This is a genomic window from Egicoccus sp. AB-alg6-2 (assembly GCF_041821025.1).
In the GTDB taxonomy this organism is placed as follows: Bacteria; Actinomycetota; Nitriliruptoria; order Nitriliruptorales; family Nitriliruptoraceae; genus Egicoccus.
The window spans coordinates 336,473-350,099 of sequence record NZ_JBGUAY010000006.1; the positions used below are offsets into that span (position 1 = coordinate 336,473).

Annotated in this window: 14 protein-coding genes; 1 reads left to right on the forward strand and 13 read right to left on the reverse strand. The window is 71.7% G+C overall.

Annotated elements, in window-relative coordinates:
• Positions 1–4: 4 nt before the first annotated feature.
• The 12 genes from ACERMF_RS13095 to ACERMF_RS13150 form a co-directional block, all read right to left on the reverse strand.
• Entirely contained in the window at positions 5–1,231 is a 1,227-nt protein-coding gene (locus ACERMF_RS13095) for a lysophospholipid acyltransferase family protein (protein ID WP_373669544.1), read from the reverse strand.
• Positions 1,228–2,295 (reverse strand): NAD-dependent epimerase/dehydratase family protein, encoded by a 1,068-nt coding sequence (locus ACERMF_RS13100; protein ID WP_373669545.1) that lies wholly within the window; start codon positions 2,293–2,295, stop codon positions 1,228–1,230. Before ACERMF_RS13100 ends, ACERMF_RS13095 begins: the two co-directional genes overlap by 4 nt.
• 80 nt (positions 2,296–2,375) lie before the next feature.
• A complete protein-coding gene (locus ACERMF_RS13105) occupies positions 2,376–3,575 on the reverse strand; it encodes an acetoin utilization protein AcuC (protein WP_373669546.1) in 1,200 nt (399 codons plus the stop codon).
• 79 nt (positions 3,576–3,654) lie between these two features.
• Positions 3,655–4,248 carry a dihydrofolate reductase family protein gene (locus tag ACERMF_RS13110; protein ID WP_373669547.1) on the reverse strand — a complete coding sequence of 198 codons (594 nt, stop codon included), beginning with the start codon at positions 4,246–4,248 and terminating at the stop codon, positions 3,655–3,657.
• A 175-nt stretch (positions 4,249–4,423) separates the two neighbouring features.
• Entirely contained in the window at positions 4,424–5,758 is a 1,335-nt protein-coding gene (locus ACERMF_RS13115; protein ID WP_373669548.1) for an MATE family efflux transporter, read from the reverse strand.
• Positions 5,759–5,767: 9 nt separating this feature from the next.
• Positions 5,768–6,211 carry a hypothetical protein gene (locus ACERMF_RS13120; RefSeq protein WP_373669549.1) on the reverse strand — a complete coding sequence of 148 codons (444 nt, stop codon included), beginning with the start codon at positions 6,209–6,211 and terminating at the stop codon, positions 5,768–5,770.
• Positions 6,201–6,665 carry a hypothetical protein gene (locus tag ACERMF_RS13125; protein ID WP_373669550.1) on the reverse strand — a complete coding sequence of 155 codons (465 nt, stop codon included), beginning with the start codon at positions 6,663–6,665 and terminating at the stop codon, positions 6,201–6,203. Before ACERMF_RS13125 ends, ACERMF_RS13120 begins: the two co-directional genes overlap by 11 nt.
• On the reverse strand, positions 6,662–7,024 hold the full coding sequence (locus ACERMF_RS13130) for a hypothetical protein (protein ID WP_373669551.1): 363 nt from the start codon (positions 7,022–7,024) through the stop codon (positions 6,662–6,664). The genes ACERMF_RS13125 and ACERMF_RS13130 overlap by 4 nt, the downstream gene beginning before the upstream one ends.
• Position 7,025: 1 nt before the next feature.
• On the reverse strand, positions 7,026–7,211 hold the full coding sequence (locus tag ACERMF_RS13135) for a hypothetical protein (RefSeq protein ID WP_373669552.1): 186 nt from the start codon (positions 7,209–7,211) through the stop codon (positions 7,026–7,028).
• Between the two features lie 103 nt (positions 7,212–7,314).
• Entirely contained in the window at positions 7,315–8,223 is a 909-nt protein-coding gene (locus tag ACERMF_RS13140; RefSeq protein ID WP_373669553.1) for a type II secretion system F family protein, read from the reverse strand.
• Positions 8,220–9,137 (reverse strand): type II secretion system F family protein, encoded by a 918-nt coding sequence (locus ACERMF_RS13145; protein ID WP_373669554.1) that lies wholly within the window; start codon positions 9,135–9,137, stop codon positions 8,220–8,222. Before ACERMF_RS13145 ends, ACERMF_RS13140 begins: the two co-directional genes overlap by 4 nt.
• The gene (locus ACERMF_RS13150) at positions 9,134–9,961 is read right to left on the reverse strand and encodes an ATPase, T2SS/T4P/T4SS family (RefSeq protein WP_373669555.1); all 828 of its coding nucleotides are present in this window, start codon (positions 9,959–9,961) and stop codon (positions 9,134–9,136) included. Before ACERMF_RS13150 ends, ACERMF_RS13145 begins: the two co-directional genes overlap by 4 nt.
• A 60-nt stretch (positions 9,962–10,021) precedes the next feature.
• On the opposite strand from ACERMF_RS13150, the gene ACERMF_RS13155 reads away from it, so the two are divergent.
• Positions 10,022–11,401 carry a recombinase family protein gene (locus ACERMF_RS13155; protein WP_373669556.1) on the forward strand — a complete coding sequence of 460 codons (1,380 nt, stop codon included), beginning with the start codon at positions 10,022–10,024 and terminating at the stop codon, positions 11,399–11,401.
• 306 nt (positions 11,402–11,707) lie between these two features.
• Here the strand turns inward: ACERMF_RS13155 and ACERMF_RS13160 are convergent, their stop codons facing one another.
• Positions 11,708–13,477 (reverse strand): S-layer homology domain-containing protein, encoded by a 1,770-nt coding sequence (locus ACERMF_RS13160; RefSeq protein ID WP_373669557.1) that lies wholly within the window; start codon positions 13,475–13,477, stop codon positions 11,708–11,710.
• Between the last annotated feature and the right edge of the window lie 150 nt (positions 13,478–13,627).

Consider the following 13,627-nt stretch of genomic DNA (forward strand, 5'->3'; position numbering starts at 1 on the left):
AGCCTCACAGGAAGACCGAGCGACGTCCCATCAGGTTGCGGTGCAGCATCCGCTGGATCGTGTCGCGCACGGCGTCGGTGAGCTCGAAGACCGCCATGGGGTCGTCGGCGGCGTCGGGGCCGTAGGGGCTGGTGTCGATGGGCTCGCCGTACTCGATGACCCACTTCGACGGCAGTGGCAGCAGCGCCAGCGGGCCGAGAACCGGCAGCGCGAACATCTGCGGCACCACCGGGAAATACGGCAGCCCGAGCACCCGCGCCAACAGTCGCAGGTCGAACAGCAGCGGATAGATCTCCTCGCTGCCCACGATCGCGGTCGGGATGATCGGTACCTGCGCACGCAGCGCCGTCGCAACGAACCCTCCACGCCCGAACCGCTGCAACCGGTAGCGGTCGCGCCAGGGCTTGCCGACGCCCTTGAACCCCTCGGGCCAGACCGCCACGAGCTCGCCACGGTCGAGCAGACGGTCCGCGTCGGGACCGGATGCGAGCGTGGCGCCCGTCTTGCGGGCGAAGGGCCCGGCGAACGGCGTCCGCAATGCGAGGTCGGCCGCCAGCTCGCGGGCGTGGCGGCCGGTCTGCTCGAGGATGTCGAGGCGGGTGATGAGCGCGTCGGCGGGCAGCGTGCCCGCATGGTTGGCGACGACGAGCGCGCCGCCCGAGGTCGGGATGTGTTCGGCCCCGTACGAGCCGACCCGCCACCAGTACCGGTGCAGCGGCCGGATCAAGGGCATGAGGACGTTGGTGGTCAGGTCCTCGTCGAACCCGAACTCGTCGATCTCGTAGTCACCGGTGAGCCGGCGGCGGAGGAAGGCGGCGGCGTCGGTGAGCTGATGGCTCCACCCGGCCCCGAGGAACCGGCCCAGGAGTGCCAAGGCATCGGTCGGGGGCTGCCACCCACGACGCGCCGCCTCGCGCTCGGCCGCTCGCCGGGCCGACTCGCGGTCGTCCGCGCGCCTCGGGCCGTCCGCGTGCCGGGGCTCCTCGCGATCGTCCGCATCCCTCGCGGCGGCCGCGTCGTCGACCGCCGGTTCCTGCCGGTCCGCCGGAGGCACCAGGGCATGCACGCGGCAACGGCCGTCCGCGACGGCGTAGTTGCGGCACGGCGTCCCCGCGACGGTGATCGCCGCACATCGCGGCCTGGGCGTGGCGTCGGGGTCGTTCGCGCGCTGCCGCGCCGCGCGTTCGGCGGCGATCGAGATCACCTCGGCAGGGGGCCGCGCGGCGCTCACGGCTGCCCCTCCGAACGACCGGCCAGGAACCGGCGCTGGTCCTGGCGGGCGAGGAAGGCGTTGACCTCGCGCTCGAGCCGGCGGACGTCGTCGTGGGCGAGCAGACCGCGGATCCGTCGCTGCCGGACGAGGTCCTCGAACGCGGCCCGGCTGGACCAGCGCGGCACGTAACCGACGTCCTCGCGCAGGCGGGTCGTGTCGATGACGCGACCGAACTGCAGGAAGCGCAACTGCTCGGCGGAGACGTCCAGGCGGCCGCTGCGGCGCACCATGCCGGCGACGACGTCGACGAACGGTTGGGGAACGGGGGCGGGCACCCGCCCCGCGAGGCGGATGGCCTGGGACAGGTAGACCACCCCGTCGCCGGCGACGTTGTAGGTGCCGGGATGGCTGGCACAGGTGACCCGTTCGAGGACGGCGACCGCGTCCTCCTCGTGGCAGAACTGCAGGCGGGGGTCGTAGCCGAGCACCGTCGGGACGGCTGGCAGGCTGAACAGGGCACTGAAGGCGGAGTCGAGGTGGCCACCGACGAAGTTGGCGAACCGCAGCACCGTCAACTCCACGTCGGTGCGGCGCCGCGCGAACGAGCGCGCGTACGTTTCGATCTCGCTGGCGTCCTTGGCGTACCCGTGACGCGGCGGGGTGCGCGGCAGGTCGGTTTCGCGGAAGCTGACCGGGTCGGTGTGCTCGGAGCCGTAGACGGCGGCCGTCGACTTGAGCACGAACCGGCGTAGCGTCGGGGTGTTCTGACAGGCGGCCAGCAGTTGCATCGCCCCGATGACGTTGCGTTCCTTCATCATCGCGCGGCCGCCGCTGCGCGCGGGGGTGCTGGCCGTGCTCATGTGCAGCACGGTGTCGATGCGTTCGGTGGTCAGCAGACGCGCCACCACGGGATTGCGCACGTCGGCGCGCACGAACTCGGTGCGCTGCAGGTCCGTCGAGGGCGTGCGGACGTCGACGCCGAAGATCGCCGCCACGTCGTCACGGCGCTCCAACGCGGCGGTCACGAGCCCGGCCAGGTCACCGGCGACGCCCGTGACGAGCACCCGTCGGCCCTGCTCCACGCGCGCTCCTGCTCTCGTCGCTGATGGGCGACCGAGTGAACCAGACCGCCGGCGGCCGGCCGACCCGGACCGGGCCTCCTTCAGCCGTGCAGCGGCGGCGCCTGCACGCCGTGGTGGGGAAGGACGAGACGCCGGACCGCCTCGACGGCCTCCGCGGCAGCCGTTCGCGCCTGCGCCCGCAGCTCCACACCGACGCGCGCCGGGTCGTCGGTGAACGAGCGCGGCGGCGTACGGCCGGTGCGGGCGTAGGCGAGCTCCTGCCACGCCATCGGCGTGTCCATCGGGGCGTTGTGCCCGGCCATCTCGGCGAACGCCAGCGTCCAGGCGCGCGGCACGACCTCGACGATCTGGTATCCGCCGCCACCGAAGGCGACCCAGCGACCCTCGCACAGCTCGTGCGCCAGTTGGTGCAGGCGGCGATAGATCGCGGCGTCGTCGTCCACGGTCAGCGACAGGTGCGCGAGCGGATCCGCGGCATGGGTGTCGCAACCGAGCTGGGTGAGCAGGATGTCGGGCGCGAACGCCCGCAGCAGCGGTTCGACGACAGCGTCGAAGGCGTCGAGCCAGATGTCGCCGGTGGTCCCCGGGTACAGCGGCACGTTGGCGGCCGAGCCCGGCGCACCGGCGCCGCCGATGTCGGTGACGTGTCCCGTGCCGGGGAACAGGAAACGACCGGACTCGTGCAGCGAGATCGTCAGCACGCGTGGGTCGTCGGCGAACGCGACCTCGACCCCGTCGCCGTGGTGCACGTCGACGTCGACGTAGGCGACACGTTCGGCGCCGTGTTCGAGCAGCCAGTCGATGGCGATGGCCGGGTCGTTGTAGATGCAGAAGCCGGCGGCGCGGTCGGGCATGGCGTGGTGGAGACCACCGGCGGGGTTGAAGGCGTGGTCCGACTCCCCCTCCCAGACCTGGCGGGCCGCTTCCTTGGACGCCGCGCAGATCAGCATCGAGGTGGGATGCATGTCGGGAAACGCGGGCGTGTCGCCGGCCCCGAGCCCGAACTGGTCGTCGGCGCGGGCGGTCGGATCGGCGGACAGCCGCTTGACCGTGTCGACGAACTCGGGCCGGTGCAGGCGCAGCAGTTCGGCCTCGTCGAACGGCCCGGGCCCCAACTCCACGGCGTCGGGACCGAGCAGTCCCGTCGCCCGGATCAGGGCCATCGTCAGCTCGACCCGCACCGGCGCCAGGGGGTGGCCGTGTCCGAGGTCGTAGGCCGCGAAGGCGTCGTCCCACAGCAGCGCGACCCGACCGGCAGCCGCCGGCCCACCACCCGCCATACGCCCGTGCTCCCTCGGCTCGACGACGCGGGGCAGCGTAGCGACGGTGCCGACCGCGACCGACTGGGGCCCGGGGCGATCAGCCGCCGCCTGCGCGGTACGTGCAGATGTTCACGCCGGTGCCGCTGGTCACCGTGGACACCAGTTCGAGCGTCCGCAGTCGCCCGTCGTCGGGGAAGATCGTCTTGCCGCCGCCGAGCAGGACCGGCTCGACCATGAGCCGCAGCTCGTCCACCAGGTCCTCCTGCAACAGCGTGCGCACCAGGGTTGGACTGCCCATCACGAGCAGGGTGCCCTCGCCGCCCTGCTTGAGCGCCCGGACGCGTGCCACGACCTCGTCACCCCGGATCCGCGTCGTGTGCTCCCAGGTCAGGTCGTCGTCGGCGAGCGTGTCGGAGACCACGTACTTGGGGGCGGCGTTGAGCCGGTCCGCGAACGGGTCGCCGGCACGGTGCGGCCAGGCCGCGGCCATCGCCTGCCACGTGCGGCGGCCGAACAGGACCGCGTCGGTCTCGGCCATGGTCGCGTCGAAGGCGCCGCCCATCACCTCGACGTCGAAGAACGGGTGCGACCAGCCACCGTGGGCGAAGCCGCCGTCGGTGTCCTCCTCGGGCCCGCCCGGTGCCTGGACGACGCCGTCCAGGCTCATGAACTCCATGACCACCAACCGCATGTTCCTCGCTCCTCCGTCGTTCCTCGTGGACCGCATGCTGACGACCCGTCCGCCGTGAACTCATCGCCGCACGGATGGCGCGCCAACCGGACCATGTCGCGCCAGTCACGCCATGTCGCGCCGATCCCGCAGCCGTGCGGGGCTGGCGCGACATGGAGCCGGAAGCGCGACATCATCACGGTTCGACGACGAGCCCGGCACCGGTCCGGGTCCAGTCGCTGCCGCGGACGCGGACCACCAGCGAGACCAGCCGGACCACCATCATGGCCTGCACCGCGACCCAGAGCCCGAGCAGCCCGCCTCCCAAGCTCGCGACGAGTTGCCCACCGACACCGCCGACGATCGCGGCGAGCACCGTCCAGGTCCGCAGGTAGGCGAAGTCCTCGGCGCCCATCAGGACGCCGTCGAGGGCGAACACCGGGCCGTTGACGACGTGGCCGAGCGCGGCGAACCACCACGCCGTCGCGATCACGGCCAGCACCTGCGGATCGTCGGTGAGCAGGCGAGGGAGCACCCCGCCGCCGGCGAGCAGCAGCAGCGCGATGACGGCGCCACCACCGACCCCCCACAGCACCAGGTCGCGGCCGTAGGCCCGCGCCTCGTCGACGCGTCCGGCGCCGAGCGCGGTGCCGACGATCGCCTGCGCCGAGATGGCGAAGCCGTCCATCAGGAACGAGACCAGCAGGAAGGTCTGGTAGAGCACTTGGTGGCCCGCGGCGGTGACGGCGCCGGTTCGTCCGGCGGCCGCGGTGATGGCCAGCAGACCCAGCAGGAGCCCGCCCGTGCGCAGGAACAGGTCGCGGCTGACCACGACCAGCGCGCGCAGCTGGGTCCGGTCGGGGCGGCGGTGGCCGGCCAGCGGCAGGCCGGTCCGACGCAGCAGGAGCACGAAGGCCAGGGCCGTCAGCGCCTCCGCGGCGACCGTCGCCCACGCGGCGCCGGCGATCCCCATCCCGAGGGGGAACACCAGCACGACGGTGAGGACGGCGTTGACCACGTTGGCGGCGACGACGACCCCCATCGGGGTGCGCGTGTCGGACACGCCGCGGAAGGCGCCGTGCCCGACGTAGGTCAGCAGGAGCAGGGGCACGCCGACGGCCCGGACCTGCAGGTAGGTGATCGCCGGGGGCAGCAGTTCCTCGACCGTGCCCAGCAGCCGCAGGATCGGCCCGGCCGCCACGAACAGCACGGCGCCGATGGAGATGCCGAGCACCAGCGCGACCTGCCCGGCGTGGCTGACGCGCCGGCCGGCGGCCTGCAGGTCGCCGGCGCCGACGGCGCGCGCGACGGTCGAGGTGGTGCCGAAGACGAGGAAGTTGAAGATCCACGACAGCGCGCCGAGCACCGACACGGCCAGTCCGAGCGCACCGAGTTCGGCGGCACCGAGGCGACCGACGACGGCGGTGTCGACCAGGCCGAGCAGTGGATCGGCGACCAGGGTCGCGATCGCGGGGACGGCGAGGGTGACGACGCGGCGTCGGCGGGCGGCGCGGGAGGGCAGTGCAGTCACGGTTGGTCGCTAGCTCACCGCCGCCCGGGCGGTCTCGACCGCGCGGACCCGGAAGGCGGCACGCTCGGAGGACAGGGCGCGGCCGAACACACCTACCACACGTCCCTCGCAGGTCACCGTGACGGCGGCACCGGCGACCGCCGGCGTACACGCGACGTCCCGGAGGGTGTCGTCGTGGGCGAACGCCGCCAGGCGGAGGTTCGCAAGCTCGGCGGCACGCGCCGGGTCGAGGTCGGGGACGTCGTCGAAGGCGTACAGCGATCCCAGGTCGAGTCCGGCGACGGCGTCGTTGGCGAGGCTCGCGGCGAGGTCGCCGAGCCGTCGCTGCTGGAGGTGGACGGCGGCGGCGTCGAAGGCCAGCGAGGCCAGGATCACCAGCACCAGCACGGCGGCAGGCATCAGGACCAGCGTGTTGCCGTGTTCCTCGGCGAGCCGCGGGCGATCAGAAGCCACAGCCGGGAACCTCCCCCTGCCGGACGGCGAGCCCCGAGCGGTAGGGGTCGACGACCTCGCGGTGCGCGGCGACGACCTCGAAGGGCGCCAGCCGCGTCGACAGACCGGGCAGCACCAGTGCCGGTACCTCGATCCGGACCTCGAAGGCGACTTCCTGGCAGCGCTCGAGCCCGAGTAGCAGCGGCATGAGCCGTGCCTCGGCGTCGACGCCGTGACCCTCGAGTGCCTGGCGGGCGGCGACCGCGGCCACCAGGGACTGGTCGGCGTCGACAGGCGCTTCGACGGCCGCGCGGACGGCTTCGCGCGCGGCGGCACTGGCGGCGAACTTGGTGTCGACGACCGCCCAGGCGTTGACGACCACGAGCGTGCCCAGCACGAAGATGAGCACCCCGAAGGCGAGCGCCTCGAGGCCGGCGACGAAGCCCTGTTCGTTCGCGTCGACGCCGTCGGTCATCGGCCGCGCTCGATGCGCACGGCGGCGGCGCGGTCGATGTGCCCGCCCACCCCCTCGACGAGGCGCGCCGGCGACGCGGTTCGTACCCGCAGGTGCAGTTGGTCGCCGTCGTCGAGGCAATGGACGGTGGCGCCGGCCCCATGCGCACCCATGCCGGCACGCAGGTGGGTCTCGGCCAGCTCGCAGCCGCCACCGTGCTCCGAGGCGGCACGGCGGGCGGCGTCGAACACGACGCCGGTCACCACCGAGGTGGCGTACAGGTGCGTCAGCGTCTGGGTCGCCAGCATGATGAAGGCGAGGAAGATGGTGACGCCGAAGACCGCGGTGACCGGACTGGTCCCCGACTCACCGGCGCCCATCTCAACTGCCGATCGAGTCCACGGTGTTCTGGATGTCCGTGGTCGCGTCGACGAAGATGCCGTTGAACGCCGACCACATGGCGGCGCCGAGCAGCGCCATGATCAGGACCACGATCGCGGCCGAGATGACGCCTTCACCCCCCTGGTCACGGCGAAAGCGGAGCAGGTGGCTGAGCGTGGTGTTCATGCGTCCCCCGGGCGGTCTAGTCCGAACGGATGGTGCCCTATCCGGTTCGATCGTGCACGTGAAGAATCGCCGGGCCTGTGGACGAGCGCGCGCCTCGCACGCCTCAGCGTCCCAGGAAGCCGTCGAGCGCCCGGGTGAACGGGATCGCGATGAAGATGACACCGGGCAGCAGGGTCGCCACGGTGACCGGGATCCACACCTGTTGCCCGCGCCGCTCCAGCCGTTCCACCAGTTCACGCTGGACGTCGTGCCGGATGGCCCGGGCTTCTTCGGCGATGAGACGGCCGAGATCGCTGGCTTCGCGATTGAGGGCGAGAACGGCGACGAACCGGTCCACGGACGCGACGTCGGCGAGTTCGGCCCACTCCTGCAGGGCCCGCTCCTCGCTCAGGCCCTGCCGGACCCGCGTCAGGACCCGTCGCAGGTCGCTGGCCACCGCCCCCTGACCCCGACGTGCGACGCGGTCGAGCGCGCCCGCCAGCGAGTAGCCGGCTGCGAGCAGCATGGCGACCTGTTCGGCCACCACGGGCAGCTCGAGGTGCACGGTCCGCTTCCATCGCGTCGACGACGAACCGACCTGGTGCTCGACGAGCAGGAAGGCGAGCAACAGGCTGCCGACGGTGAACAGCAGCGCGACGGGGGCGGAGGGACGCAGCGCGGCGCTGGACAGTCCGCCGGCGAGCAACGCCGCCAGGGACCAGCCGACCTGCCGGACCCTGAACTCGGTCACGTCGACGTCGGAGTGGATCCGCCGCAGCTTGCGGTCAAGCTCCTCGCTCACGCCGAACAGGCGCGAGAAGAGCTCCCCCAGGCGCCGAGCCGCCGGACCGACGGCGTCCCGGAAGGTCTCGACCGAGAACAGTCCGGCCGAGCCCGCCACGCCCATCCCGCCGGGAACGTAGGGACCCAGACGTGCGACGAGGCTCGGCCGCGAGAACCACCGCAACTCGGCCAGGAGCAACGTCAGCCCGGTCCACAACGACAGCCCCGTCCCCACCAGCAGCGCGGTCACGCTCGCTCCCCGGTCCCCGAGCCGAGGAAGACCCGCTGCTCCTCGGGCAGCCGCAGCAGTTGGCCTGCCCACGCCCAGCAGCCCGCGATCAGGGCCAGCGCCACGAGCACGAACACCTGGCCGGCGTCGCTGGCATAGGCGGCGCGCCCCTCGCCGATGGACAGGCCGACGAACGCCATACCGATCGGCACAAGCAACACGAACAACCGGGCGAAGCGGACCGCGGCCTGCTTCGCCCGGGCATCCTTGCGACCCTGCAGGTCCTGCATCCGGTCGGCGGCAAGCGCCTTGAGGCGGGCGTCGACCTCGGTGCCACCCACGTCGTGGGCGATCAGCAGGGTCTCGCAGACGGCGTCGGCCGTCGGATCGGCGAGACGGTCGCGCAGGACGTCGAGCGTGCGTTCGAAGTCGGTGGAGATCAGCCACTCGCGGTGCGCGGCAGCGAAGGCGGGACGCATCTCCTCGGGTCCGCGCATCCCGACCGTGAGCAGGGCCTGCGGGATCGAGCGACCGAGCGTCACGGCGTTGAGCCGGATCTCCTCGATCAAACGTGGCCACGCCTCGCGCGCGAGCTCGCGCCGACGGTGCCGTCTGGCCCGTGCCGACCACAGCGGCGTCCCGGCCGCGACCATCCCGATCGCCACCGGCACGACGACGCCGTCGTACATCGCCCAGCCCAGCGCCGCGGCCACCGCGAACAGCACGGCCATCACGGCCGCCAGCTCGACGGGGCGCACCCGCTGCAGGCCGGCCTGCACCAGGAACTCCTGGGCGCGCAGCCGTCGGGGACGTCGTGCCGCCGGTGACGGCCCCACCCCGACCCCCCGCCAGCGCAGCACCAGGGCGGTGTAGACGAGGTAGACCCCGTACCCGGCGGTGAGGGCCAGCACCAGGCCCTGCAGCCCTGCGCTCACCGGCCACCCCCCGACCCCGGTCCGTCCCCCGATCCGAAACCCGTTCCGCCCGAGGTCGATCCGGCGGCTCCCGGACCGGCGGCCTCGAGCAGCGCACGGACGTCGAAGCCGGCGGTCGCCAACGGGCGGGCGCACCGCACCGGCACGTTGCCCGACCAGGTGAGCGCATCGTCGGGTCCGGTCCGGCGGAACAGCTCGGTCACGGTGAACCTCGACCCGCCCTCTCCCGACTGCAGGTCCTCGACGGCGACGATCTCCTCGACGCGCGGCTTGCCGTCGACCCGACGGCACTGGACCACGACGTCGACCGCCTCGGTCACCAGCGAGGTGAGTGCCAGCATCGGCAGCTCCGACCGCGTGTCGGCGAGCTGGCTGATGAACCGCAACCGGGACAGGGCCTGGCGCGCCGAGCCGGCATGGATGGTCGTGTAGCCCTTCACGCCCGAGGACAGGGTGAGCAGCAGCGGCAGTGCCTCGTGGTCGCGGACCTCGCCGACGATGGCGACGTCGGGCGCCATGCGCAGGAAGCCCGCGACCAGCCGCCGCAGATCGACGCCCGGCCGGTCCGGTCGGGCGGCGCGCGTCTGCATCGAGGCGACGTTGGGCAGCGGGACGTCGACCTCGAAGACCTCCTCCGCGGTCACGACGCGCAGGCTCGGGTCGAGTTCGGCGGTGCAGCACGACAGCAGGGTCGTCTTCCCCGACCCGGGCGGACCGGCGAACACCATCGACAGGGTCGCCCGCGCGGCCGCCCGCAGGAACGTCGCGACCGGCTGCGACAGCGCACCCCGGTCGACGAGCTCGTCGAGCGAGCGGATCGCCACACCGGTGAACTTGTGGAGAACACACGTGGCGTGTCCCAGCCGATCCGTAGGATCTACCCGATGAAACGCTGCGCGATCTACACCCGCCTGTCCAAGGACGCCGACGGCACCGAAACCGCCACCGCACGGCAGGAAGCTGACGCCCGCGCGTTCGCAGCCGCCAAGGGCTGGACGGTCGCCGAAGTCTTCAAGGACGTCGACCTCTCCGCGTACCGGAAGGTCACCCGCCCCGGCTACGAGTCGATGCTGACCGCTCTGGCATCCCGCCAGGTCGACGGTGTGCTCGTCTGGAAGCTCGACCGGCTCGTACGGTCACCCGCCGAGTTCGAACGCTTCTGGGCCATCTGCGAGACCCACGACGCGACCCTCGCCTCAGTCAACGAACCCGTCGACACCTCCAACGAGCTCGGCCTCGTGATCGTCCGCATCCTCGTCGCGTTCGCCCGCCTCGAGTCCGCCACCATGAGCCTCCGGCTGCGCTCGGTCAAGGCAGCGTCCGCCAAGGCCGGACGGCCCAAGCACGGCGGACCTCGGGCGTTCGGGCTCACCGACGGGTGGACCGACATCGTCCCTCACGAGGCCGACATGATCGTCGACGCCGCCGCGCGTGTGCTGGCCGGCGAGTCGATCCGGTCGATCGTGCTCGACTGGAACCGTCAGTCCCTCACCACTAGCACCGGCAGGCCCTGGTCCGCGCAGACGCTACGGAACCTGCTGCTGCAACGGCGGCTCTGCGGCCAACGTGAACATCGCGGCGAGATCGTCGCTGATGGCGTGTGGCCGGCCATCCTCGACGTCGACACCTGCGACCGGCTCCGTACCGTCCTCACCGACCCTGCCCGAACCGTCCCCCACGCCGGCCGGACCTTCCTGCTCTCAGGCATCCTCCGCTGCCACAACTGTGACAGCCGGATGCGCGGATCGATCGCCACCAACGGCCGGCGCCGCTACGCCTGCCCGCCCAAGCCGGAAGGGTGCAACGGCACCGTGATCTTGGCCGACCCGACCGACCAGCTGCTCGCCGACATGGTTTGCGATGCGCTCGACTCCCCCGACCTCGCTTCAGCCCTCGGCCGACCCGACGACGATGGTGACGACCACGCCGCCCGGATCCGGGTGCTGATCGGCAGACTCGACGACCTGGCCGGCATGTGGGCGAACGGCGGCATCTCCCGTCGCGAGTGGATGACCGCCCGTACATCCATCGACCAGCAGCTCGAGCAAGCGCGCGCCGCGGCCGCCGCGACAACCCGCAACCGGCAGGCCGCCCCGTGGGTCGGCCGCGGCATGCAGCTACGAGCTCGGTGGGACGACGGGCTGGACTTGGAGTTTCAGCGTGCCGCCGTTGGAGCCGTCATCGACCGGGCCGTGATCCGAGCTGCCGTGAAGGGGCGCAATCGGTTCGACGCGGACCGGATCGTCGTAGAGTGGCGAGCCTGACGCTGCCGGAGGTGCGGATGCCTGCTGGGTCACGGACATGCAGCGTCGACGGTTGCGATCGTGAGCATGAAGCCCGCGGCTGGTGTTCGGCTCACTACGCCCGCTGGCGTACACACGGCGACGTGCAGGCCGGAGTGCCCGTGATGGAGTTCCGGTCGGGCCGTACTTGCGACGTCGCCGAGTGTGGTGAGGTCCACTACGCGCGAGGCTGGTGCCTGCGGCATTACACACGCTGGTGGGGACGACAGCGGAAAGCCCCCGCCGCCGACCCGAACGTCGACAACGGGGGCGGTGACGCCGCTCAAGTCAGCTGACGCAGGCCACCCCTTGGTTGATGATGTCGCGGATGCGGGCGGGCCCGATGCCCGAGACACGCTCGAGGTCCTCGACACGGGAGAACGGCCGCAGCCTGACGATCTCGGCGGCACGGTCAGGTCCGATGTGGATGATCCGTTGCAGGTCGTCGGTCGACGCCGTGTTGATGTTGACGCAGCCCGGTGCCGGGTCGGCCGGCGGTTCGGGTGCCGGAGGCGGCGGCGCTGGTGCCGGCGGTGGCGGCATCGGAACTGGGTTCGCCGGCGGATGTGTGGTGTGCCCGTCGGCGACGAGCTTGGCCATGAACCGCGCGAGGAAGGTGCCCATTTGTGCGCGGGTCACGTCTCCACCGGGGTTGTAGATTCCGGGCGCGGCTCCGCCGGTCAATCCGGCTTGGGCGACGGCGTTGATGCGGGCCTGATGGGTGTCGCCGTCGACGTCGGTGAAGAAGTCGCGGCCGGCCGGTAGCGGGCTGCCGGTGCGGGCTTCCCAGGCGTTGGCGAGGAAGGTCGCCATCTGGGCGCGGGTGACGTTGCGTGCCGGCGCGTAGCGGCCTCCACCTACTCCGCCGACGACACCGAGTTCGGCAAGCTGGTTGATCCGCAGCTCGTGGGCGTTGCCGTTGTCGTCGGTGAAGTGGTTGGCCGGTGAGTTCGGCAACGTGCCGCCGGAAAGCTCGATGGTGCGGGCCACGAACGACGCCATCTGGTCGCGAGTGACGGTGCCGGTCGGGTTGTAGGTGCCGTCGCGGTTGCCTTGGGTGACGCCCCACCAGCCGATGCAGTCGATCGCGAACGCGTGGCTGCCCGAGGTGACGTCAGGGAAACGGTTGCGGGGAGTTCCTTCGCACGCGGGTCCCACCGGTACCGGCTGGGGCGGCTGCACGCCGCTGGAGGTGTAGGTGCGGCCCTGCGAGCTCGTGATGAAGAAGTCGCCGTCGAAGCCGGCGGTGATGGTGATGTCGCCATCGACCGCTGCGCCGGTGGCGTCGGCGGTCTGGAACAGCGTGGTGCCGGCGGTGGTGTAGCGCGAGACCACGGTCGACGACGGGTGGCCGTAGCTGTTGCGGCCGACGGTGAGCACCGCCGCTTCGGGACGGATGGTGTCGATCAGGCTGGCGGGCGAGGAGGTGGAGGAGCCGTGGTGGGACACCTTCCAGACGTCGAGGCGGCCAAGCGTGGATGCGAGCGCCGTTTCGCCGGCGGACAGCAGGTCGCCGCAGGTGCCCTTGGTGAACTCGAAGTGTTCGACCTTGAGACACATCGAGCGGGCGTTCTCATCCGAGGTCGGGAACGAGGCGGTGTCGTTGGACGAACCGGACCACAGCACTTCGAAGAAGGTGCCGTCGCAGAGGTCGAAACTGTCGCCGCTGGCCACGATGTGTTCGCGGCCGGCGGCGGAGGCCATCAGGTCACGGTAGGTCTGCGAGTTGTACGCCGGTGCGCCGCGGTGGACGATCGTGGCGCCGGTCGCTTCAGCGACGGCGCGGATGCCGCCAATGTGGTCGGCATGCATGTGCGATGCGGCGATCCAGCGGACCTTGTCGCGGGCGCCCCACCGGTCAAGCAGGTCTAGCACCGCGCCATCTGCACCGACGTTCACGTCGACGATGCCCACGTCTCCGCACGCGCCGCGGTAGACGGCCGTGTCGCCGTTGCCGTGATTGAGGTAGACGACCTCGAGATCACCGACCACGATGGCCGGGCCGGCGGCAGCCATGTTGGCTGGCAGCAGCATGGCCACCATGGCGATTGCAAGCATGAGGGCAAGACGTCGTGGCACAAGATCCCCCTGTTCCCCTGTTGGCGCCGCGGCCCCCGCGGCGCCAGACACCCTAGACGTTCGGCCAGGTTGACGCCGAACGTCCGGCTACTGCCCGCCCCGCGATGGAAAAAGGCATCACTTCAACCA